Raw genomic sequence first — 23128 nt, forward strand, 5'->3', positions numbered from 1 at the left:
CGTTTCCGCCGCCGATTGCCTACAACAGCCCAATACCAACATTTGCACGACCTAAATCGACGGTTTCACACCAGTAACATCGCGCCTGGGCCAGTGCTTGGGTACAATTCCACGCTAATTTGATCGGTATCAGGAACACTTACATGATCGCTTGCCTGCGGCTGCTCTCTGCCCTCTGCCTCGCTGCCTTACTGGCGGCTTGCGCCAGCTCGCCCTCGTCCAGCCTTGGCGAACTTCCACGGACCCCGGATGCCAGTATCGAGCAACTGCTCGAACAGGCAACCACCGCCAAGACGCCAGAAAAGGCCGCATTGCTGCGCCTGAGTGCGGCAGACATGGCTTATAAACAAAACAACCCTGGCCGCTCGTCGCAAATTCTTGCCCAAGTGCCCCTGGACGCCCTCAAGCCGGCAGCACAAGTGTTCGCCAGCACCCTGGCCGCCGAGCTGGCCATGGCACGCAACCAGCCGAAGGCTGCGCTGACTGCCTTGAACCACGCGAGCCTGCAAAGTCTGAAGGACCTGCCGACTGAACAGCAGATCCGCACAGGTACCGTGCATGCTCGTGCTTATGAGGCTGATGGCCAAACCCTCAACGCTGCCCGCGAGCGTGTCGCCATGGCGCCACTGCTCACTGGCGATGCAGCCCAAAGCAATCACGAAGCCATCTGGACTTTGATTGCCGCACTACCTGCCGAACAACTGCAAGCCAGTGGCAACCCGACCCTGGACGGCTGGATCACCTTGGCCCAAGCGGTCAAGGGTGCCGGCACGCTGGAGCAACAACAAGCCGCTATCGACACCTGGCGCGCGCAGAACCCCGGCCACCCGGCTGCCGTGCAGTTGCCAACACCGCTGACCAAGCTCAAGGAACTCGCAAGCCAGCCCTTGAGCAAGATTGCCCTGCTACTGCCCCAAGAGGGCCCCCTGGCTTCCGTGGGCAAGGCACTGCGCGAAGGCTTCATGGCCGCTCACTACCAGGCTGAACAAGCCGGGCAGAAGCCTCCGGTGATCGAGTTCTATGACAGCTCGCGCCTGACTTCCATCGACGACTTCTACGCCAAGGCCCAGGCTGCCGGCGTGCAATTAGTAGTCGGCCCACTGGAGAAGCCGCTGGTCAAGCAGCTCAGTGCGCGCCCGCAACTGCCGATCACCACCCTGGCACTGAACTACAGCGAAACCGATCAAGGTCCAGCGCAATTGTTCCAGTTCGGCCTGGCCGCTGAAGACGAAGCTCGCGAAGTCTCGCGCCGCGCCCGTGCCGACGGCCTGCATCGCGCTGCCGCGATGGTGCCCCGTGGCGAATGGGGTGAGCGCGTCTACAAAGCGTTCCGCCAGGATTGGGAAGCCAACGGCGGCACCGTCATGGGGGTCGAGTATGTCGACCAGCCGGTCGCCCTGGCCCAGCAGATTGCCGATCTGTTCCAACTGCGTAAAAGCGAAGGCCGCGCCAAGAGCCTGCAAAGCACCGTTGGTACTGACGTAGCGGCACAACCGTCGCGTCGCCAGGACATCGAATTCATCTTCCTGGCCGTCACTCCGCAACTGGCCCAGCAGATCAAGCCGACCCTGAACTTCCAGTACGCCGGTGATGTACCGGTCTACGCAACGTCCCACGTTTTCAGCGCCAGCGGTGACCGCAACCAGTACCTGGACATGACCAATGTGATGTTCTGCGAAACGCCTTGGCTGCTCAACACCACTGACCCGCTGCGCAACCAGGTTGCGGCGCAATGGCCACAAGCCAACGGCAGCCTGGGCCGCCTGTATGCAATGGGTGTCGACGCCTACCGCCTCGCGCCACGCCTTGGCCAGCTCAAGGCCCTGCCGGACACACGGGTTGACGGCCTTTCGGGCAACCTGGGTATCAGCGCCAACCAGCGCGTTGATCGCCAGATGCCATGGGCGAAGTTCGTCGGTGGCGAGATCCAACGCCTGCCGGACACCCCGCGCTGATGCCCGAGAGGTCCAGTGCGCAAAGCGGCAAGGATGCCGAACTTCAAGCTCTGCAACACTTGCAGAAACAAGGCCTGCGCCTGCTGGCGCAGAACTGGTTGTGTAAACGCGGCGAGCTTGATCTGGTCATGCTTGACGGCGATACAGTAGTATTCGTCGAAGTCCGCTACAGAAAACACGCACAATGGGGTGGCGCGCTCGCCAGTATCGACGGGCGCAAGCGTCAGAAGCTGATACTCGCCGCGCAGTTTTTCCTGCAAAAAGAGCATCGCTGGGCCAACTCCCCCTGCCGTTTCGACGTGGTTGCCATAGAAAGCACACCGTCAGGCAAGGCTGATCTGAACTGGCTCAAAGATGCCTTCGACAGCTGATTCGCCGGACATCTTCACCACACACTTTTGCTCTTTGCTTTGCGGGCTGCACATTCCTGTGCCAAATAGCCGCGCTAATTAAGGTCACACAGATGGACATGCAATCCCGAATTCGCCAGCTTTTCCAGGCCAGCATCGACACCAAGCAACAGGCGATGGACGTACTTGCACCGCACATCGAGCAAGCCAGTCAGGTCATGGTTAATGCCTTGCTCACCGAACGCAAAATGCTTTCGTGCGGCAACGGCGGTTCGGCCGGCGATGCCCAGCATTTCTCGTCCGAATTGCTCAACCGCTTCGAGCGGGAGCGTCCGAGCCTGCCGGCTATCGCCTTGACCACCGATTCGTCGACGATCACCTCGATAGCCAATGACTACAGCTACAACGAAATCTTCTCCAAGCAGATCCGCGCCTTGGGCCAACCAGGCGATGTACTGCTGGCGATTTCCACCAGCGGCAACTCGGCGAATATTATTCAAGCGATCCAGGCCGCACATGATCGCGAAATGATTGTCGTAGCATTGACCGGACGCGATGGCGGCGGCATGGCCTCGCTGTTGCTGCCCGAAGATGTTGAAATTCGCGTCCCGGCCAATGTCACCGCACGTATTCAGGAAGTCCACCTGCTGGCGATCCACTGCCTGTGCGATCTGATCGACAGCCAACTGTTTGGGAGTGAAGAATGACCGTTAACCGCCTCGGCCTCTTGGCCATTACGCTGTGCCTCGGCATCAGCGGCTGCAGCACGGCGATCACTGCGACACGTGACACCCCTATTCAGGATGACAAGGGCACCCGCACCTTCGGCAGCAAGATTGACGACTCGTTGATCGAAACAAAGGTCGAAGTAAACGTCGCCAAAGCCGCAACGGACTTGGGCAACGGTGCGTCGCGTATCGTCGTAACCAGCTTCAACGGCGTGGTGCTGCTCGCAGGCCAAACGCCGCGCGCCGACCTCAAGGCCCAGGCCGAGCAGGCCGCTGCGTCGGTTCAGCGGGTCAAGAAGGTCCACAACGAATTGCAGGTCATGGATCCGATCACCCTGCTTGCCATCAGTAATGACGCGCTGCTGACCACCAAGATCAAAGCGCAGATGCTCACCGACAATGCGATCCCCGGCTCGCGTATCAAGGTCGTGACGGACAACGGCATCGTTTACCTGATGGGCCTGCTGACCCAGGCAGAAGCCACCCGTGCGTCCAATCTGGTACAGGGCGTATCCGGCGTGCAGAAAATCGTGAAGGTGTTCGAATACATCGACTGATGTAATCGACAGCCACAAAAAAGGGCGCCGTGCATTGACTGCACGGCGCCCTTTTTATTAGCCGTTGTTTACTGGTACTGCGAGTACGGGTTGCCTTGGAACTGGTTGTTCTGTTGTGGCGCCTGTTGCTGGGTGCCCGGCTGGCCGTACTGCTGGCCAGGGATTGGGCCCAGGTTAACTTCCACGCGACGGTTCTGAGCGCGACCGTTGACGTCGGCGTTGCTGGCAATCGGGTTATCCGGACCGGCACCACGGGCACTCAGGTTTGCACCGTTGACGCCTTGGGAGGTCAAGTAGTTGGCCACGCTCTGCGCACGACGCTGGGACAGGTCCATGTTCAGTTGGCGGCTACCGGTACTGTCGGTGTAGCCAACAATCTGGATGGTGTTTTGGTTGAACTGTTTGAGGGAGTTGGCCAGATTGTTCAGCGGCTGATAGAAGCTGCTGGAGATCGCATCCGAGTTGGTCGCGAAGGTGATGTTGCCCGGCATGATCAGCTTGATCTGATCACCCTGGCGCTGAACTTCAACTCCAGTGTTGGCCATGCTCTCGCGCAGTTTCTTTTCCTGTTGGTCGGCGTAGTAGCCATAACCCGCGGCACCAGCACCCGCCACCACCGCACCGATCAGCGCACCCTTGCCACGGTTGTTATGGTCAATGGCAGCACCGGCCAACGCACCGGCAAGAGCACCGAGACCACCGTACTTGGCGGTTTTGCTCATACCGCTGGATTCATTATTCGCCTGTCCCTGGCTGCTGCCGTCATAAGGATTAGGTGAAGCGCAGCCGGACAAAAGGGCTACGGCGGTGGCGACTACAAGCAGACGACGCGGAGTGAACATGAAGAGAGCTCCTACTTTTTGCATTCTGTGGTGCAGAGGACATTGGCAATGGACCTTTGCCGAGTTTGGAACACGACAAATGGCAAAAATTCCGTGAACACTCGCGCAGCTGTAACGAAACGTTAGCCCGCATTACCGCTGTAGAAAACGTAGCAGACCCAGCCTGAACGCGACCTGCGTTTTTACTACAACAGATTACCCCTCATGAAACATGCATCAGCCCGCTTTCACCGCCTCAAGCCCGCACGAATGGATTCTCGCGCATCTCATCGCCCAGACGCGTGTCCGGTCCGTGGCCGGTGACCACCGTGGCACTCTCGTCCAGCGTATAAAGCCGCTGCTTGATCGAGCGCACAATCGTGGCCTGGTCCCCACCCCACAGATCTGTACGCCCCACGCCACGACGGAAAAGCGTATCGCCGGCGATCAGCAGCTTGGCGTCGGCAAACCAGAAACTCATCGAGCCCGGCGTGTGACCCGGAGTATGCAAGGCAACGCCACAGCCGCAGGCTAACTCTTCATCATCTTCCAGCCAACGGTCTGGCGACGGCACGGGGGTATAAGGCACGCGAAACATCTGGCACTGCATTTCCAGGTTGTCCCACAGAAACTGGTCTTCCTTATGCAGGTGCAAGGTGGCGCCAGTTTTCTCTTTCAACTGACCCGATGCCAGGAAGTGATCGAGGTGGGCGTGGGTATGGATGATGCTCACCACCTTGAGGCCCAGCGCGTCCAGGCGGGCCAGGATCAATTCATGGTTGCCGCCCGGGTCGACCACAATGGCTTTTTTAGTAATGGGATCGCCGATGATGGTGCAGTTGCACTGCAGGGGACCGACAGGGAAGGTTTCGCGTATGAGGGGTGGCTGTGCGGTTTCCATGAACGGGCCTCTGGTGCAAATTAACTGGGGGGTTGGGCAGTATCGCCAGGATAATTGCACTATTAAAACAGACTGGGACCGCTTCGCGGCCCAACGCAAGCAAGCTCGCTCGCCACAAGAAGCTTACTCACACAAAAATCTCTCACCGCAAATGGTCAAGCGCTAACCAATCAACCTCAACTCCTGCGCCCGCGCCACCGCCTGGGTGCGTCGCTCCACGCCGAGCTTGCTGTTGATATGGCTGGCGTGAGTCTTGACAGTGTGCAGGGAGATAAACAGTCGGTTGCTGATCTCCTGATTGGAGCAGCCCTGGGCGATGAGTTGCAGCACTGCCAGTTCCCGGGCGCTCAGACTTTCATGACTAGGTGACGCGTGCACTGCAGCAACGGTAGGCAGAAGTGCCAGAAGGCTCTGATTCAGCAAGCCATGGGGATCCTTGCCGAGTTGCTCGCGCATCCAGTCCGGGTGATTTTCCAGCAGCCTCTGGAAAGGTTGCAACGCCCCTCCGGCGCCAGCCTCAAGCGCTCGGGACAGTACCGGCCGCGCCTTGGCTTCCTGACCGCATTCCAGCAGCAACTGCGTCTGCTGGGCGAATGCCATCAGTGCAATCATCTGCCGCCCACAGCTATGAGCGTGTTGTGCCAGTTCGCCGAGCCGTTGCAAAGCAGCGTCGGGTTGATGACGAATGGCATCAAGCGCGGCTTGTTGCAGCCCGATATGTTGCGGCAAATGCGGGTGGAATTCCGGCGCAGCGGCAGCATGCTCGCCGTTGTAAGTCTGCCCCAGCCGCGTCAACCAGGCATCGGCCAGGTCGGTGCGGCCTTGGGCCAGCCACAGCTCGCATTTGATCAGGGTGATCATCGCCAGATAGTAGATCGGCGGCACGTCCCAGATATGCATCAAGCGTTCGGCTTCGGCGAGTTCGGCGAAGGCTTTGGAAAAGTCATTGCGCCGCCCTTCGAAGCTGGCGATCACGCAATGGCCGATCAGTACGCTGATGTCGCGACAGGCGCGCGCCTCGGCCAGACCCGCCCGCAGGTGAGCGATACCGGCGTCAGGCTGATTACGCATTAACAGCAAATAGCCTTCGTACAACGACAGTCGCGCACGTACCGCATACAGCCTCTGCGGCGCCAGACCGTGCAAACGTTGCAGGCCCTGACGCACTTCATCAAGGGCACGCAGGATTTCACCGCGGGCCTGCAATACCCGCGCGCGGTCGTAATGGGCCAGGGCTTCGAACAAAGGGTTGCCGACGCGCTGCGCCAGTTCCAGGGATTCACGGTTCAGGCCACGTGCGCGCCACAAATCGCCATCGGCGATGGCCAGGTTGGACAGCGTCGACAGGCACACCAGGCGCTGGCCGTAACGCCGTTGCGGCAGGCTTTCCAACGCCTCACTGCAATAGCGCTGAGTCAATTCACGATCACCCCGGCCCCGAGCGATAATCCCGCTCAGCGCCAGCCATTGGGCCAGCATTGAGCGCTGTGCAGTGGCCGAGGGTGCCGGCAGGAAGCGACTGAGGTACGCGGACAATTCCTCCGCCGCATCCAACTGGCAGGCCAGCCCCAATGCCCAGCTGTACAACACGATCAAGCGCGGTGTGCTGATCAGCAGGCTGTCGGGCAAGTCCATTTTCCAGCGCAGCAACATGCCGACATTCTGCTCGGCCAGCAGTTGCTCTTCGGACAGGTTCTGCACCAGGTTGGCCGCCACGTCGAGGTGCCCGGCGCGTAAAGCCTGCTCCACCGCCTCATCGATCAAACCCTGGGCGTTGAACCAACGACACGCGCGCAGGTGCAGGCTGGCGGCTGGCAATACATTGCTGCTCGCACGGCGGGTGCGCAGCAGGTCGGAGAATAAATGATGATAACGGTACCAGTGGCCCTGCTCGTCCAAGGGCACCAAGAACACTTGGTGCGCTTGCAGATAACGCAGGATTTCGGCGCTGTCATGAGCTTCGCGCACGGCGTCACACAGTTCGCTGCAGAAACGGTCCTGGGGCGCAGTGTCGAACAGGAACGCCTGCACTTCGGGTGGCAAGCAATCGATCACCTCCTCCAGCAGGTAGTCGCGGATCAGCCCTTCTCCACCGTGCAGGCTTTGCGGCAATGCGTCTTCGTTGCCGGCTTCGGAAGCCGCCAGCAGCCAGAAACGCAAACCGGCTACCCAGCCTTCGCTGCGGCGGATCAGGTTGTCGAGGGCCTCACCACTCAGGGAACTGCTGTGGCGATCCAATAGCGCCTGAGATTCGGCATGGGTCAGGCGCAGGTCTTGCTCGTGCAACTCCAGCAAGTGCCGTGACAGACGCAAGCGTGCCAGATGCCAGTCGGGGCGCTGGCGACTGGTGACCAATACCAGCAGGCCATCCGGCAAATGGTTGAGGAAAAACTGAAGACAACGGTCCAGCACCGGACCCTGGGCCAGATGATAGTCATCCAGTACCAGTAACAATGGCGCGCGCGTGGACAGGTGAACCGCGAGCTCATCAAGCAGGCCATCGAGCCATTCTTCAAAGGCAAAGGGCTGGTGACGCTGGCGCATTTTCAGCAAGCCCAGGGATTGAGCGCCGAGTGCGGGGAAGTAGTGTTGCAACCCCTCGAGCAGACGCTCAAGGAAGCGCCCCGGGTCGTTGTCCCGAGGGCTCAGCCCAAGCCATAGACTTTGCCAGTGAGCCGGCAGGCTCTGGCAGAACTCCACCGCCAGCGAACTCTTACCGAACCCCGCCGGGGCGCTGACCAGCAGCAACCGTCCTTCGAGACCAGCGCTCAGCCGTTCACACAGGCGGGGGCGCAGCACATAGCCGTCAGGCAGCGGAGGCCTGTAGAAGCGACCTTCCAGAGTCGGGATTACCGCACTGGCAGGCCCTTGGATTCGGGACAGATCAGTCATCGCCGGGCTCTTGTAGAAGGCTGTTGTCGGCATTGCAGATATCCGCAGACTAGCGGTAAAAGCAGCAGCTTTGTAGATCTTTGCAACATTTGCCTGAAAAAGAACTGAGACAAAAAATATCGCCACAAACAAAAAGTGGGAGGGGGCTTGCTCCCGATAGTGGCGGATCAGTCAATACACGTGCTGACTGTCACACCGCTATCGGGGGCAAGCCCCCTCCCACATTGAGTTACTCGTGCCGCTTAGCGAACACCGTCCTGGCGCAGGGCCGCTGGGGTGAAGTCGCTGGTCGTGGCGGTGAAGCCGAAATCATAGGCCTGCTTCTCTTCGTTCTTCATGCCCAAAGCCAGGTAGCGGCCGGACTGCAGGTCGTAGAGGGTTTCCAGGGCATACCACGGCACCTGTTTGTCGTAGTAGTTCTCGGCATGGGCCTCGGCGACGCGCCACAGTTGGCCGCGACCGTCGTAGTGATCGATCACTGCCGCTTGCCAGGTGTCTTCGTCGATGAAGAAGTCACGCTTGGCATAGATGTGGCGCTGGCCTTCTTTCAAAGTGGCGACCACATGCCAGACACGGCGCAGCTCGTAGCGCGTCAGGTCCTGGTTGATGTGGCCGGCCTTGATGATGTCGGCGTACTTGAGTTTCGGATCGTCGATCTTGTAGCTGTTGGAGGCGATGTAGATTTCCTTCTTACCTTCCAGTTTCCAGTCGTAGCGATCCGGCGCACCGTTGTACATGTCGAGGTTATCGGAGGTACGCAGGCCGTCGGCGGCGGTACCCGGCCCGTCATAGGACACTTGCGGCGCCCGGCGCACACGGCGCTGGCCGGCGTTGTAGACCCACGCCGAACGCGGCTCCTTCACTTGGTCCAGGGTTTCGTGCACCAGCAGCACACCACCGGCCAGACGTGCCGGCGCGGTCACTTGCTGCTTGAAGTAGAACAGCACGTTGCCCGGGTTTTTCGGATCGAAGTCCTTCATCTTGTCGCGGAACACGAACTGGTCGCGAAAGTACACCAGGCTGTAGGAACCGTTGGTTTGCGGCGTGGCCTGGGTCACCAGGCGGGTCACGCTGCCACCGCGATAACGGGTGATGTGGTTCCAGATAACTTCCACGCCGCTTTTCGGGATCGGGAACGGTACGGCGGTTTCAAAGTTTTCCAGGCCGTTGCCGCCCGACACCAGGTTGGTGGTGGTGGCGTTCTTCTTGATGGCGGCGAACACATCCGCCGGCACGGTAGCGCCGCGATGGGTCGGGTAGACCGGCATCTTGAAGGTTTCCGGGTAACGCTTGAACATCGCGTACTGCCCCGGCGCCAGCTTGTCTTTGTACTGCTCGACGTTCTGCGCGGTGATGGTGAATTGCGGTTGTTCGCTGGCGTACGGGTTGGCCAGGAACCCACGGGCGTCGACGGCGCCGGCGTTGGTAGGCATTGGCGACCATTTAGGGATGGTGCCCGCTGCGTTACCGGCCATTTCCGCCCCCATCGGCGTCAGGGTCGTGCCCAGCTTGGCGGCTTCATCCGCCGACACCGCCGCCATGACGTTACTCGCCAGGATCGACAGCCCAAGCACACCGACGTGCAACAGACTTTTGGTTATTTTCATGTTCTGGTCTTCCTAGAAATACGTTCGCTTAGAAGTTGGCGCCGACACTGAGTGCGATGAAATCGCGGTCATCCACGGTGGAATACTTACCGCCGAAGAAGTTGGTGTAGGCCAAGCTCGCGGTGTAGGTATTCTGGTATTCGGCATCCAGCCCAAGGCTTACGGCTTTACGGCCTTCTTCAAAGTTGCCGCCAGGGCCTGGGGAGTAACCACTGACGTCGTGGGACCAAGCCACGTTAGGCTTGAGGTTCACACCCGCAAACACATCCGGATATTCCCAGATGGCACGGCCACGGTAGCCCCAGGAGTTAGCGGTGGTGAAGCCGTCGTTGTTGCAGTTAGTGGTCAGGTTGCTGCGGTCGGTGCCAGGACCTGCACCGTTGAACGTACCGGTATTAAGGGCGGTACACATAGGGCCTCGACCTGGACCGAATACCGGGTCACGTCCGTAACGGGCTTTGTCACTGCTTTCCAGGCCGCCGACGTGGGTCAGGCCCACCTCGCCCACCAATGTCAGACGGCTGGCGCCCATGACCTGATCAAAGAAGTGCGTGAAGGTCGTCTGGATCTGAGTGATTTCCTTACGGTTATACCCATGTAGGTCCTGGCCCTCGACACCTTTGAGCGGCGAGGCATTGGCGTAAGCCGCAAGAGGCGTTACGCCGGCATAGAGGATGTCGGTGGTATTCAACTGCACCGGCGCATTGGGGCGATAGCTGATTTCACCGCTCCAAGCGGTACCGGTAGGAAGCGTCGTGGAGAAACTCAACCCGTAAAGGCGAATATCTTCCGGGTACTCGATGAAGTACTTGGAATTACCCGCGACTGCGAGCGGCTGTAAAGTCGCTGGCAAGCCCGCTCGAGCAGCAGCGTAAACGGAGGGCGGAGCGCCAGTCGCACTGAAGATCGGAGCACGGCTGTGGTAATTCATGAAGTAGGCGCCGAACTCTGTGTCCAGCGGCTCGTAGTTGTAGTGGAACGCTGCACCGAACTGGCCGCCATCACGCGCTTCGCGATCCTTGCTGCGCTGGACAAGCACACCCTCTTCGTTGATGTTGACCCCGAACCGGTTCAACACGGGCAAAGCACCCGCGCCCGCCATCACTGAGCGCTTGCTGAGCAACCGGAGGTTGTCATCGCAACCTTTGGAGATCACATCAGCCTGCGAAAAAAACGTTCCGCAGTTATCGGTGACAGTCTGCTGCCAATCCAACTGATAGAAGGCTTCAGCCGACAAGTTATCCGTCAGCGTCTGCGACACATAGAACATGTTGACTGGAATCAAGCCTTCCTTGATTTCAGCCCCGGGACGACGGAAAGCAGCCACATCGACCGGGTTGATCGAGTTGATACCGCCACCAATGAAGGTACTTTCACCCCAGCTCACGACCTGCTTACCAAAACGCACGGAACCCGGCTCATCGGCAATGGAGTAGTTGTGGTAGATGAATGCGTCGAGAATTTGCCCACCAGACGACCTTGCGCCCTCTTGGCGACCTTTATCGCTGATGTCCTTGAACTCACGGTTTTCATCCTTGAGTTCAAAGTCATACCAGTACTTGCCACGCACAAACACGCCGGTGTCACCGTACTTCAGTTCCAGGTCATGGATACCCTTGAAGATCTTCGAGAATGTCTCCCCACGCTTGAAGTTCAAATGGCCGTCATCCGAGGTCTGGGACAAGCCCTTGCCACCGTTGTTAACACCAATCAGGTCGCGGTTGGCCTTAGCTGTCGACCAACTCGCCCCCACCGAAAGCGACGAGTCAAAACTCCCTTCGATTTCACCTATATTGAAACTGACGCCGAATGCGGGCCCGGCGAGCGTAGAGGCGAGACTGACGGCCAGGGGCAGTCTTGCCCGGCGCCAGAACTGGTTTACTGAGGTCATCGACGCTACTCCATGTGCATTATTGTTATGGCAGTGAGTTCTTTCTGTGATGCTTGTAACGGCCGGAATACAACGATTCCAATGCCGCCTGGCAACTGAACCTCCATGGCCCGAAGCGACGCATCCTTGAAAAACTCTGGGTGGGACTATAGCCAGCAGGGGGTACCGCTTGATCCCTCTAAAGTGTGATTTGCATCACCAACCCGTCTGCCACAGCCCTTTCGCCATGTCGGCGAAGGCCGACGCGGCAAGGATGGCTGAAAATTGGCAAATCACAAGTGAGGGCGCGAGATAGAGCATCGCCGTGCCACGAGGGCACGGCAAATCAGCTCAGAGGGTGGACAGGAAGGTACTGTTGTTGGCCTGCCACTCGACGATGTCAATACGGATACGTTTTTTGTCGAGCTTACCGACACTGGTCTTGGGAATTTCGGTAACAACGGCGATCTGGCTCGGAATCGCCCACTTGCTCAAATGGCCCAGTTCGACAAAAGGCTTGAGGTGCTCCTTGAGCTCGCGGGCCCCTATCACATGGCCATCATGCACCACCAGCAGCGCAAACGGACGCTCGCCCCACTGCGGATCGGCGATGCCCACCACCGCTACTTCGCGTACCGCCGGGTGACGGCTGACCAGGTCTTCAAGGGCCAGGGAGGAGATCCACTCGCCGCCGGTCTTGATCACATCCTTGATGCGGTCGCGGATATCGATCACGCCAAATGCATCCAGCGTGGCCACATCGCCGGTGTGCATCCAGCCGCCGGCCCATAGCTCCGCGCCCTTCTGCGGCTCGTTGAAATAGCCCTCGCTGAGCCACGGCGCACGCAGCACCAGCTCGCCCTGGGACTCGCCGTCGGCGGGCAGGAAGTTGCCCTCGCTGTCGATGATTGCCGCGTCGACCAACGGCCCTGGCACGCCGGCCTTGATGCGGTAGGTGATGCGCTCGTCTTCGCTGCCGGCCAGTAGTTCTTCGTTGAGGTGGGCGCAGGACACCAGCGGCCCTGTCTCGGACATGCCGTACGCAGCGGTCAGCTGAATCCCACGCGCCTTCGCCGCCTCATACAACGTGCGATTGAGGGCGCTGCCACCGATGACGATTTTCCAACCGCCAAAATCGACGCCTTGGGCGGCCTTGGCGTTGAGCACCATTTGCAGGATGGTCGGCACGCAGTGGGAGAAGGTGACCTTCTCCTTGCGCCACAGCTCCACCAGGTATTCGGGGTCGTAGCGGCCGGGGTAGACCTGTTTCAGGCCGAGCATGGTCGCCACATACGGCAGGCCCCAGGCGTGAACGTGAAACATCGGCGTGATCGGCATGTACACGTCGTTGGTGCCTAGCAGGCGCACGCTGTCGATGCTGCCCATGATGGTCGACACCCCGATGGTGTGCAGTACCAATTGGCGGTGGGTGAAGTACACGCCTTTGGGGTTACCGGTGGTGCCGGTGGTGTAGAACGTGGTCGCGACGGAATGCTCGTCGAAATCCTGAAAGTCGTACTTGGTGCTGGCCGCAGCCAGCAGGGTTTCGTACTCGCCTACCAGGTTAGGCAGCTCGGCCGTTTTTGATTCACCGTCAGTGAGCAGCAGCGTCTTGTCGACGGTGGTAAGTTGCCCGGCGATGGCTTGGTACAAGCCCACGAACTCACTGTTGACCAGCACAAAGCGGTCTTCGGCGTGGTTCATGGTGTAGAGAATCTGTTCCGGCGACAGGCGCACGTTGATGGTGTGGATCACCGCGCCGATCATCGGGATAGCAAACATGCATTCCAGGTAACGATGGCTGTCCCAGTCCATCACTGCCACGGTATCACCGGCCTTTACCCCGGCTTCGGTCAGCACGTTGGCCAAGCGCGCGACCCGCTCGATCAGGGTCGGGTAGGTGTAACGCAGCTTGTCGCGGTAGACGATTTCCCGGGTCTTTTCGTAGCGGGCGCCGGACATCAACAGGCGCTTGATCAACAGCGGATATTGGTACGCACCTTCGGCGGGGGGAATAACACGGGTCTGCAACATACGAATCCCTTTTATGACTGCACGGTCTTGGCTGAACGATCTGCACTGTAGAGCGCTTATGTTTCAGCTAAATCAGCCAAAGGAATGATTTGCAGCCTCCAGCGAATGCTAGCTTTGCGCCATTATCCAGGGACACTAGAGGTCAAATGTGGGAGGGGGCTTGCTCCCGATAGCGGTGTTTCAGTCGACACACGTATTGACTGATCCACCGCCATCGGGAGCAAGCCCCCACATTCGATTGTGCTCACTTGAGACCCGCGCTTACTTCATGCTCGTGAACGCCAGTTTCACGCCGATTGCAATCAACACCGCCCCCATGGTCCGATCAAACCAGTGCCCCATCCGCGCAAAGCCTGCGCGCACGCGCTGCTGGCTGAACAACATCGCCACCAGGCAAAACCACAGCGCCGTCGCCACCGCCAGATACACACCGTAACCGGCCTGGATCGCCAGCGGCGTGTGCGGGTTGATCACTACGGTGAACAGCGACAGGAAGAACAGCGTGGCCTTGGGATTCAAGCCATTGGTCACGAAACCGGCGGTAAACGCGCCGCGCGGGGTGCGCTCGCCCGCTTCACGGTGCAACTCGCCCTCGGCGACAGGCTTGGCCGGTTGCGCGCGCAGGGCCTTGAAGCCGATGTACAGCAGGTAGGCCGCCGCCGCCCACTTCAGGGCGTTGAACAACACGATCGACTGGGAAACGATCAGGCCGATACCGAGCAACGAATAGCCCACGTGCAGAAAAATCGCCGAGCCCACACCCAGCGCGGTCCAGGTCCCGGCACGACGGCCGTGAGTAACACTTTCGCGAACCACCACCGCGAAATCCGGGCCGGGGCTGGCCACCGCCAACAGGTGAATCAGGGCTACGGTCAAAAACTCGGCGGCGTACATATTCACTCCATTAAGTAACGGATTATTTCATCTGATAGGCTCGGCAGATTACGCCTTCGAACCCTGTCGCAAAAGGTACAGTTGATGACGAACAATCGCCGCGCCGTCTTCCTTGATCACCCGTCCCTGGACCTTGGGGACCTCGACCTCAGCGGTCTGAGAGACTGCTTCAGCGACCTGCAGCTGTACTCTGATACCACGCCGCTGAATGTGATTGCGCGCCTGCAAGGCGTCCAAGTAGTTATCAGCAACAAGATTGCCCTGAACACCGAAACCCTGGCGGCCTGCCCGGACCTCAAGCTGATCCTGGTATCGGCCACCGGCACCAACAACGTTGACCTCGACGCCGCCCGCGCCCACGGCATCACGGTGAGCAATTGCCAGGGCTACGGCACGCCTTCAGTGGCGCAGCATACGATCATGCTGCTGCTCAACCTGGTGACGCGTGTAAAGGACTATCAGCGCGATGTGAGCGCAGGCAAATGGCAAGAAGCCAAGCAGTTCTGCCTGCTGGACTACCCCATCGTCGAGCTTGAAGGCAAAACCCTCGGTTTGCTCGGCCATGGTGAATTGGGCAGCGCCGTGGCGCGGCTGGCCGAGGCTTTTGGCATGCGCGTAATTCTTGGGGCCATTCCCGGGCGCCCTGCACGTGCCGACCGCGCGCCCCTGGATGAACTGCTGGCCCAAGTGGACGCACTCACCCTCCACTGCCCACTCAACGAGCACACTCGCGACTTTATCGGCGCCCGCGAACTCGCACTGCTCAAGCCAGGCGCGTTTGTGGTCAACACCGCGCGCGGTGGCTTGATCAACGAACAGGCCCTGGCGGATGCCTTGCGCAGCGGTCACTTGGGCGGCGCGGCCACCGATGTGCTGAGCGTGGAGCCACCGGTCAACGGCAACCCGTTGCTGGCCGATGACATTCCCCGGCTGATCGTCACACCGCACAATGCCTGGGGCAGTCGCGAAGCGCGGCAGCGGATCGTCGGCCAACTGACGGAAAACGCCCTGGGCTTTTTCAGCGGCGCCCCGCTGCGCGTCGTCAGTTGATAAACTGCGCCCCTTTTCAAGGAGCAGACCATGGATCCGCGCAGTGAAGTACTGCTTCGTCAGGCCGAACTTTTTCAAGGCAACCTGCTGTTGGTGGGCTTGCCCGCCGACGACCTGCTGGGTCGCCTGCCCAACGCCCATGGGTGGTGCTGGCATGCAGGTGACCAAGCGGCGCTCGACGCACGCTTCCCGGACCGCAGCCAATTTGGCGTGAATGTGCCAGAGCGTGAGTTCGACGCCGCGGTGATTTTCCTGCCCAAGTCCAAGGACCTCACTGACTACCTGCTCAACGCCGTGGCCGCACGCCTGCCCGGCGCCGAGCTGTTTTTGGTCGGCGAGAAAAAAAGCGGTATCGAAAGTGCCGCCAAGCAGATAATCCCCTTCGGCAAGCCGCGCAAGCTCGACAACGCCCGGCATTGCCAGCTGTGGCAAATCACCGTTGCCAACGCGCCGCAAGCAGTGGAACTGGAGAGCCTGGCGCAAGTCTTCGAAGTGCCACTGGCCGAAGGTCCGCTCAAAGTAGTGAGTCTGCCAGGCGTGTTCAGCCATGGCCGCCTGGATCGTGGCACCGAGTTGTTGCTGGCGCATTTGGACAAATTGCCGAGTGGCCATCTGTTGGACTTTGGTTGCGGAGCCGGCGTGCTGGGGGCTGCGGTGAAACGTCGCTACCCGCACAACAGCGTGACGATGCTGGACGTGGACGCCTTCGCCGCTGCCAGCAGCCGCTTGACCCTCGCTGCCAATGGGCTGGAAGCCGAGGTGCTCACCGGTGATGGCATCGATGCTGCACCGATGGGTCTGAATGCGATCTTGAGCAACCCGCCGTTCCATGTCGGTGTGCACACCGATTATTTCGCCACCGAGAACCTGCTGCGAAAAGCAGCGAAACATTTGGCAAAAGGCGGCGAACTTCGCCTGGTAGCTAACAGTTTCCTGAAATACCAACCGCTGATTGAAGAGCATTTGGGCGTGTGTGCGATCAAGGCCGAGGGCAATGGTTTTCGCATCTACCGTGCCAAACGCGGCTGATGGCTATTTGAAAAAGAAGGCTTGCCGAATGGATTTTGCCTAGGCAGAATCCGCTCCGTCCTAGGGGAGTAGTCTCCCACGAGCGCCACGCTCGTCCGGCATACGTCAACATACTTGGTCAACAGACCATGGCGTATGCGACCCAGGAGTCCGCACAGACGGACCGGGGTTTGACAAGACCTATGACACGCACACCTTACCCGGGGCGGGAAGGCTGTACGTGTCATAGCCGTGTCGACCCGCCCCTGGAAACTTACCTGATGCTGGATTCATTACTCGTTCCTACCGCAATCGTTGCCTTGGCCGAAATCGGCGACAAGACGCAACTGCTCGCGCTCATTCTCGCTGCTCGCTTCCGCAAGCCTTGGCCAATCATCGCCGGCATCGTCGCCGCGACCCTGGCCAACCATGCGGCTGCCGGCGCAGTGGGGGCCTGGTTTGGCAGTTTCTTCTCGGATGCGGTGTTGCACTGGATCCTCGCAGCGAGCTTCTGCGCCACTGCGCTGTGGACACTGGTGCCAGACAAACTCGACGATGACGAAGCCAGTACCACGCGCAAGTTCGGGCCGTTCCTGACCACGCTGATTGCATTCTTCCTGGCGGAAATCGGTGACAAGACCCAGATCGCCACGGTGATGCTGGCCGCGCAATATCCGGAGCTGTGGCTGGTGATTATCGGCACCACTCTGGGCATGTTGATTGCCAACGTACCGGTGGTTCTGGCGGGGAATTTCGCGGCGGAGAAACTGCCGCTGACGTTGATTCGTCGACTGGCGGCTACGGCGTTTTTTGTCCTGGCGATCGTGGCGGTGTACAAGGCCATGCAGAGCAGCGGCTGGATCTAAGGATCTAAGCCTGCAAACCCAATCCAATGTGGGAGGGGGCTTGCCCCCGATAGCAGTAGATCAGTCAATGCATCTGCTAACTGACCCAACACCATCGGGGGCAAGCCCCCTCCCACATTTGGATCTTCATCAGCCTTAGGACTTCTTGGCCTGTTGATACAACGGCATCACCTTAGGAATCGCCGCCTGCAAGGACGCGATTCGGCTGTCCGACGCCGGGTGAGTACTCATGAACTCGGGTGGCGAGCCTTCCGACGCCTTGGCCATCTTGTTCCACAGCGTGATGGCCGCGTTCGGGTTGTAGCCGGCGCGAGCCGACAGTTCCAGGCCGATCAGGTCCGCTTCGTTTTCATTGCTCCGGCTATTGGGCAAGGTCATGCCGTAGTTGGCGACCGTGTCCGCCAATGCCAGGCTATCTTGACCCAAGCCGAACAACGCACCAGCACCCTGCTTGGCGATCTCGATACCGTACGCTTTGGACATTGCCTCACGACCGTGCTCGCGCAAGGCGTGGGCGATTTCATGGCCCATCACTGCTGCCAACTCGTCATCGGTAAGCTTGAGATTGTCGATCAGTGCGCTGTACACAAAGATCTTGCCGCCAGGCCCACAGTTGGCGTTCATCTCATCGCTTTTGATCAAATTCACTTCCCACTTCCACTGCGCTGCATCAGGACGGAAGGTGGGCGCCTGGGCGATCAAACGCTTGGCAATTGCCTGCACGCGCTTGGCGTTGGTGCTGGTCTTGTCCAACTGGCCTTTGGTACTGGCCTCACCCAGCGTCTGCTGGTAGGACTGGGCATACATCTGGTCGACTTCCTGACTCGACAGCATGCTGAACATGTATTGCTTGCGCTCAACCCCAACGGCGCCGCCGCTGGTGGTATTGACCGACTGACACCCAGCCAGCAGCATCGCCGCAGCCAATACACTTACCGCCAATGTTCTTTTCATCAACACTCTCTCCCTGAAAAAGACGCCCTGAAAAACGCCCTCAAAACATGGCGCGTATCGTAGGCGCTCATTTGTATCAGCGCCAGATACAACAGACGCGTAACCGCGGAATTTCGGATACATCCCACGGCGCCTTCAGGTTTAGGCCGGAGTCAGGCACTCCGGCCCATTGAGCTTGGGATCGTTGACCATATTAGCCAGGACCCGCTCGCGCAGTGGGATGGGCTCACTGGCCAATAGACCTTGCAGCACATGCAACGGCGTCTCGGGATCGAGCCACGCGGCCTGCCCTGCGGCATCAAGAATCAGCGGCCGGCGCTGGCTCTGGGCCGCCTGGGTCACCACCGCCGTGCTCAACCACACTTGTTCCTGCACAGGGTAGGCCTCCCAGATCGCCGCAAAAAACAACGTGGAGCCTTCCCCCGGCGTCAGCCAGTACGGGCGTTTGCGCTGGGTGCCGCGCCATTCATAAAAACCATTGGCGGGCAGCAGGCAGCGGCGCTGGCGAAAGGCCTCGCGGAACATCGGCTGCTCGGCCAGGGTTTCGGCGCGAGCATGGGCCGGGGTGCGGGAAAGGTCGGTCAGCCAGGGCGGCGTCAGGCCCCAACGGGCGCGGGCCAGGGTGTGATGGCCGTCGCTCAGGCGCTGGATCAGCACCGAATCATTCGGGGAGATGTTCCACTGGGCCTGCTGGTCAGCCGGAAAGCCTGGCAAGGCAGCAAAGGAGGGATTCCAGCGAAACAGGGCATAACGTCCACACATGGGGCAACACGACTCTTGGGTAAACCGGCCGACAGCCTAACAGACCAGCACGTCGGGGAAGCTGTCGGGTTCATCACCCGGCAGCGGTTGCGCCCCGATATAGGCAGTAATCAGCTCCCGGGCATCAGCCGCCCGGTCATTGTCTACTTCCAAACCCAAAAGTCCGAAGATCGGTAGCTCGCCGGTGCCGCCGAGCAAATGGCGCCCCACCAAATGTGCTTCGATGCCTTCGCTGGCGAGCATCTGTTGCAGCAGCTCGCCTTCCATCAGGTTTTCCGGTTCGTAGATTCGCTGCATGAGCTTGCCTGTTATTCGTTTTCACTGCGGGTTTCAAGCATCCACTCTTCACCATGGACCTGCAGGTCGAAAATAATCGGTCGGCAACACACCTGACAATCTTCTATGTAGGTCTGATCACCGCCGGATAAATCCACCGCTGTCTCTACCGTTTCACCACAATAAGGACAATCGTACGTCGTAGTTTCCAGCATCGCAGCCTCCAAGGTGACTTGTGCGTATAATCGCCGGTCTATTTACAGGGCTATTTCCAGCCGAGCCCATTACTCGGGCCGCACCCTGATATTTCCTCTACTTACCCTAGCCGTTTCTAACAAGAGAGCATGATGGGCGAATTCGATACCATCCGACCTTACAACGACAGCGAAGTCCCGGCAGTGCTGGACCGACTGTTCAGTGACAAGGCCTTTCTGGACATCCTGACCCACTTCCGCTTCCCGCGCTTTGCCGGCGCCCTGGGCTGGCTGCTCAAGCCGATGATTGCCCGCAAGCTGCGCCGTGAATTTGCCGGCGTCACCACCGTGGCTACGCTGCAGGACAAAGTCGAGTACTACGTCGACCATACCATTGACCGGGCGACCGATGGCGTTACCTACACAGGCGTCGAACAGCTCAAATCCGGTACCGCTTACCTGTTTCTGGCCAACCACCGCGACATCGTGATGGACCCGGCCTTCGTCAACTATGCCGTGTACCACGCCGGCCTGCCGACGCCACGCATCGCCATCGGCGACAACTTGCTGCAAAAGCCGTTTGTCAGCGACCTGATGCGCCTGAACAAGAGCTTTATCGTGCACCGCTCGATCACCGGGCGAAAGGAGAAGATGGCGGCGTTCAACCTGCTATCGGCCTACATCAATCATTCGATACGCAACGACTGCCAGTCGATCTGGATCGCCCAGGCCGAAGGCCGCGCCAAGGATGGGGATGACCGCACCGAGTCAGCCATCCTCAAGATGTTCCATGTCAGCCGCAAGGACGAGCCGTTTGCCGAGGTGATCCAGTCACTGAACCTGACGCCGGTATCCATCAGCTACGAGTACGACCCGTGCGATGCAGCCAAGGCCCGCGAGTTGTATATCCGCGCCACCACCGGGACCTACGTCAAGGCACAGGGTGAAGATGACGTGAGCATTGCCCTGGGCATCACCGGCTACAAAGGCCGCGTGCACATCAACTTCGCGCCGCCCATTAGCGAGCGCTTCGAAGACACCAAAGTGCTGGCCGTGGAAATGGACCGACAGATTCTCGGCGGCTACCGGCTGTTCCCGGTGCACTACCTTGCGTACGCCCAGTGGAGCGATGCCGACCCGCAGTTGCAGGTGCCGAAGGCGGCCGACGTGTTCCCGGCCGATGAACTGGCCAAGGCGAAGGCGGAGTGGGAGCGGCGCTTGAACGAATGCCCGGCGGAACACCGACCATTTCTGGTGGTGCAATATGCGACGCCGGTGCGTAATCAATATCGGGTCAAGGCCGGAATCCCGCTGTAAACACTGATCAGAAAATGTGGAAGGGGGCTTGCTCCCGATAGCGGTGAGTCAGCTAATGAATACTTGGCTGACACACCGCTATCGGGGGCAAGCCCCCTCTTACATTGGTTCTGCCGTGTTTTAGATTCGGGTGCTGAGCCAGGAAATAGCCAGCGCCAGCACCAGGCAGGCGAACCCGATGCGGTAAGCCACACGATTTGCCCGCTCGGTACGCGCATCCAGGAACAGCATGGGCTGATCGATCGCGCGCGCTTCACTTTGCGCAGCCAGGTCAGCCATGGCGCGCTGCTCGCGCAGGCGAGTGATGGAGAGCAGCGCTGCACCGGAGCAGGCCACCAATAAAGCCACAACATTGATCAACAGTGCGGGCAGCGCCATCGCAAACCTCGGGTGAAACGGTGTCTGGGTATCGGTTCCGATATCAACCTGAACGGTAGTGGCGGCCAGCGCCAAACCGCTCCATCTTCCATGGACGGCTAATGTATCCAGTAATTTACGGCGTCACCTGAACGTCACCTTAACAAGCCACTCTGTTGCCCTGCGAACACTCAGGAGCTTGTCATGCTGCACGCGCACAACCAGGATCGGCTGTATCTAATTGCCCAAAGCGATGAGCAGGAGGCGCTGGTCGGCAGCCTGGCGTTCAACGTGCAGGACCGCCATTGGCTGGTCTATTGCGCCCTTGGCGGGCACCAGCATGCAGACTCGCCAGAGGCCGACCTGTTGACGGGTGTGAGCCTGCTGGACTTCTGTATCGACACCGCCGCGTGAAACTGCAGACGAAAAAAAACCGGGCACATGACTGAGCCCGGTCTTTATTTGGACGGTTACTGCGAGCTGAGCAATGAACCGATGCTTGGATCCTTGAACAGGCGAGTCAAGGCGTCGCTCAGGACGTCGCTGACCAGCTTGGTATTGGTTTCCTGGTTCGGCGACATACCGAAACGCTGGTTCAACGATGCGCCGTAACGACCGCTATAGCGACGGGTGCCAGCGGTGACATCGGACTTGAAGGTTGCGCCGATGGCGGCTTCTGTCACATAGAGACCTTCTTTAGGCGACTGATACTTCAGCTCAGCCAAGGTGATGGTCAACTGAGGAGCGCCCGGCGCGTTGGCGCTCGGGGTAAAGCCCAGCAGGCGCACGGCGGCTTCGGCCTGAGCTTGCAACTTGGGAAGCACGTCCTGACCAGTCACCGAGATAAGCGCGGTCTCCGGGTACAAGCCCCCGCGAGAGCCCAACGTTGGCGAAGGACGACCATCCACTACACGCACCGACACTGGCTGACCATGACCCACTGGCGCCAACTGCGTGGTGAGCTTCGGTTGCGGGCTCAGTTGTTGCGGGCTGTTGGCGCAGCCAACCAAGGTCAAACTGGTCACAGTGATCAAACCGAACAACAGGCGTTGCAACATGCGCTTCTCTCCAGAAATCAGGTACCGACAGGCCGGCAGTATAACGGGGCGCCCCCGCAGGGAACTAGCGTCAGTTACAACCTATGACTCGTCGGCTCGACAGCGGTTCGCTGTCACCGATATGTAATAGCCGTTACATGGGCTCGTCATCCTCGCAAGGCATGCTTGGCCTCAATCTCAGGAGGTCTATCGCCATGCATTTTCTCTGGACGCTGTTTACGCGCAAACCTGCCCTTCGCCAGTTCGCCCGGCTTGATGCGCAAGGCCGCTGCCAGGCCTTTAAAGAGTGCAGCCAGCCGCCTTTGGGCGACGGCTGGGTAGAAATTGATGAAATCCGCCTGAGCTGGATGCACCACCCGCTGCCCGCCGGCGCCTGTGTCAGCCCACGCCCGGCGCGGTCGCCGCGGCACCAGCCGTTGGCCGCCTGACCGAAGACCTAATAAAAGTCATAAAACACGCCCATTTCCCTGACGTTCTTCGCTACAATCTCCCCCCGATTATAAGGACGTCTCCTGATCGGGCCTCGCAGCATCGTTAATGCCTCGGTATTAACTCCAAGAATCGCCCACAGAGAGCCGCCCACACAGATCGAGTGAAGCTGGCGCGCTTGCTGTTTCCTTTGCAAACCACCCGCCTTTACCGAATCTGCCAGAGCTGCCATTGCGCTCGGCCACTTG

Annotated in this window: 23 protein-coding genes and 1 riboswitch; of the genes, 10 read left to right on the forward strand and 13 right to left on the reverse strand. The window is 59.6% G+C overall.

Features of this window, described 5'->3' with window-relative positions:
* The first annotated feature begins 143 nt into the window (after window positions 1-143).
* From ACKZ62_RS23715 to ACKZ62_RS23730, 4 genes are all read left to right on the forward strand, one after another.
* Window positions 144-1955 carry a penicillin-binding protein activator gene (locus tag ACKZ62_RS23715; protein ID WP_095183864.1) on the forward strand — a complete coding sequence of 604 codons (1812 nt, stop codon included), beginning with the start codon at window positions 144-146 and terminating at the stop codon, window positions 1953-1955.
* Complete coding sequence (locus tag ACKZ62_RS23720; protein ID WP_032886313.1) at window positions 1955-2326, forward strand: YraN family protein; 372 nt, start codon at window positions 1955-1957, stop codon at window positions 2324-2326. Before ACKZ62_RS23715 ends, ACKZ62_RS23720 begins: the two co-directional genes overlap by 1 nt.
* A 92-nt stretch (window positions 2327-2418) precedes the next feature.
* The gene (locus ACKZ62_RS23725; protein ID WP_032886312.1) at window positions 2419-3012 is read left to right on the forward strand and encodes a phosphoheptose isomerase; all 594 of its coding nucleotides are present in this window, start codon (window positions 2419-2421) and stop codon (window positions 3010-3012) included.
* Window positions 3009-3590, forward strand: a complete 582-nt coding sequence (locus ACKZ62_RS23730; protein ID WP_032886311.1) for a BON domain-containing protein — start codon at window positions 3009-3011, stop codon at window positions 3588-3590. The genes ACKZ62_RS23725 and ACKZ62_RS23730 overlap by 4 nt, the downstream gene beginning before the upstream one ends.
* 68 nt (window positions 3591-3658) lie before the next feature.
* Here the strand turns inward: ACKZ62_RS23730 and ACKZ62_RS23735 are convergent, their stop codons facing one another.
* From ACKZ62_RS23735 to ACKZ62_RS23765, 7 genes are all read right to left on the reverse strand, one after another.
* Entirely contained in the window at window positions 3659-4432 is a 774-nt protein-coding gene (locus tag ACKZ62_RS23735; RefSeq protein ID WP_032886310.1) for a YiaD family glycine zipper/OmpA-like lipoprotein, read from the reverse strand.
* Between the two features lie 235 nt (window positions 4433-4667).
* The gene (locus ACKZ62_RS23740; protein WP_095183863.1) at window positions 4668-5312 is read right to left on the reverse strand and encodes an MBL fold metallo-hydrolase; all 645 of its coding nucleotides are present in this window, start codon (window positions 5310-5312) and stop codon (window positions 4668-4670) included.
* A 162-nt stretch (window positions 5313-5474) separates the two neighbouring features.
* Window positions 5475-8204 (reverse strand): winged helix-turn-helix domain-containing protein, encoded by a 2730-nt coding sequence (locus ACKZ62_RS23745; protein ID WP_122680349.1) that lies wholly within the window; start codon window positions 8202-8204, stop codon window positions 5475-5477.
* Between the two features lie 242 nt (window positions 8205-8446).
* A complete protein-coding gene (locus ACKZ62_RS23750; RefSeq protein WP_095183861.1) occupies window positions 8447-9811 on the reverse strand; it encodes a DUF1329 domain-containing protein in 1365 nt (454 codons plus the stop codon).
* 28 nt (window positions 9812-9839) lie between these two features.
* Complete coding sequence (locus ACKZ62_RS23755) at window positions 9840-11702, reverse strand: DUF1302 domain-containing protein (protein WP_095183860.1); 1863 nt, start codon at window positions 11700-11702, stop codon at window positions 9840-9842.
* A 330-nt stretch (window positions 11703-12032) separates the two neighbouring features.
* Window positions 12033-13715, reverse strand: coding sequence for a fatty acid--CoA ligase (locus ACKZ62_RS23760; RefSeq protein WP_095183859.1), 1683 nt, complete (start codon window positions 13713-13715; stop codon window positions 12033-12035).
* A 261-nt stretch (window positions 13716-13976) separates the two neighbouring features.
* Window positions 13977-14609 carry a LysE family translocator gene (locus ACKZ62_RS23765; RefSeq protein ID WP_016978297.1) on the reverse strand — a complete coding sequence of 211 codons (633 nt, stop codon included), beginning with the start codon at window positions 14607-14609 and terminating at the stop codon, window positions 13977-13979.
* Between the two features lie 84 nt (window positions 14610-14693).
* Between ACKZ62_RS23765 and ACKZ62_RS23770 the strand changes: the two genes are divergently transcribed.
* The 3 genes from ACKZ62_RS23770 (at window position 14694) to ACKZ62_RS23780 (ending at window position 17533) form a co-directional block, all read left to right on the forward strand.
* The gene (locus ACKZ62_RS23770) at window positions 14694-15659 is read left to right on the forward strand and encodes a 2-hydroxyacid dehydrogenase (RefSeq protein ID WP_447095905.1); all 966 of its coding nucleotides are present in this window, start codon (window positions 14694-14696) and stop codon (window positions 15657-15659) included.
* A 30-nt stretch (window positions 15660-15689) separates the two neighbouring features.
* Window positions 15690-16688: a methyltransferase gene (locus ACKZ62_RS23775; RefSeq protein WP_447095906.1), complete on the forward strand. Its 999-nt coding sequence runs from the start codon at window positions 15690-15692 to the stop codon at window positions 16686-16688.
* 50 nt (window positions 16689-16738) lie between these two features.
* A riboswitch (yybP-ykoY riboswitch) is annotated at window positions 16739-16860 on the forward strand.
* Between the two features lie 88 nt (window positions 16861-16948).
* Window positions 16949-17533, forward strand: a complete 585-nt coding sequence (locus ACKZ62_RS23780; RefSeq protein WP_005784895.1) for a TMEM165/GDT1 family protein — start codon at window positions 16949-16951, stop codon at window positions 17531-17533.
* Window positions 17534-17668: 135 nt separating this feature from the next.
* Here ACKZ62_RS23780 and ACKZ62_RS23785 read toward each other — a convergent pair whose 3' ends face one another.
* The 4 genes from ACKZ62_RS23785 to ACKZ62_RS23800 form a co-directional block, all read right to left on the reverse strand.
* A complete protein-coding gene (locus ACKZ62_RS23785; protein WP_122764744.1) occupies window positions 17669-18487 on the reverse strand; it encodes a M48 family metallopeptidase in 819 nt (272 codons plus the stop codon).
* 141 nt (window positions 18488-18628) lie between these two features.
* Window positions 18629-19249 (reverse strand): SOS response-associated peptidase, encoded by a 621-nt coding sequence (locus tag ACKZ62_RS23790; RefSeq protein WP_032886301.1) that lies wholly within the window; start codon window positions 19247-19249, stop codon window positions 18629-18631.
* A gap of 36 nt (window positions 19250-19285) precedes the next feature.
* Complete coding sequence (locus tag ACKZ62_RS23795) at window positions 19286-19546, reverse strand: putative signal transducing protein (protein ID WP_095183856.1); 261 nt, start codon at window positions 19544-19546, stop codon at window positions 19286-19288.
* A gap of 11 nt (window positions 19547-19557) precedes the next feature.
* The gene (locus ACKZ62_RS23800; protein ID WP_081797681.1) at window positions 19558-19740 is read right to left on the reverse strand and encodes a CPXCG motif-containing cysteine-rich protein; all 183 of its coding nucleotides are present in this window, start codon (window positions 19738-19740) and stop codon (window positions 19558-19560) included.
* A gap of 132 nt (window positions 19741-19872) precedes the next feature.
* Here ACKZ62_RS23800 and ACKZ62_RS23805 point away from each other — a divergent pair, with 132 nt between their 5' ends.
* Window positions 19873-21036, forward strand: coding sequence for a 1-acyl-sn-glycerol-3-phosphate acyltransferase (locus ACKZ62_RS23805; RefSeq protein ID WP_181642832.1), 1164 nt, complete (start codon window positions 19873-19875; stop codon window positions 21034-21036).
* A gap of 120 nt (window positions 21037-21156) precedes the next feature.
* Here ACKZ62_RS23805 and ACKZ62_RS23810 read toward each other — a convergent pair whose 3' ends face one another.
* Window positions 21157-21414: a hypothetical protein gene (locus tag ACKZ62_RS23810; protein WP_095184310.1), complete on the reverse strand. Its 258-nt coding sequence runs from the start codon at window positions 21412-21414 to the stop codon at window positions 21157-21159.
* 183 nt (window positions 21415-21597) lie between these two features.
* Between ACKZ62_RS23810 and ACKZ62_RS23815 the strand changes: the two genes are divergently transcribed.
* The gene (locus ACKZ62_RS23815; protein WP_032886298.1) at window positions 21598-21807 is read left to right on the forward strand and encodes a hypothetical protein; all 210 of its coding nucleotides are present in this window, start codon (window positions 21598-21600) and stop codon (window positions 21805-21807) included.
* A gap of 56 nt (window positions 21808-21863) precedes the next feature.
* Here ACKZ62_RS23815 and ACKZ62_RS23820 read toward each other — a convergent pair whose 3' ends face one another.
* Window positions 21864-22451, reverse strand: a complete 588-nt coding sequence (locus ACKZ62_RS23820) for a YajG family lipoprotein (protein WP_032886297.1) — start codon at window positions 22449-22451, stop codon at window positions 21864-21866.
* Window positions 22452-22645: 194 nt separating this feature from the next.
* Between ACKZ62_RS23820 and ACKZ62_RS23825 the strand changes: the two genes are divergently transcribed.
* Window positions 22646-22879, forward strand: coding sequence for a hypothetical protein (locus tag ACKZ62_RS23825; protein ID WP_447095907.1), 234 nt, complete (start codon window positions 22646-22648; stop codon window positions 22877-22879).
* The last annotated feature ends 249 nt before the right edge of the window (window positions 22880-23128 follow it).

The sequence above is a fragment of the Pseudomonas sivasensis genome, assembly GCF_052938085.1.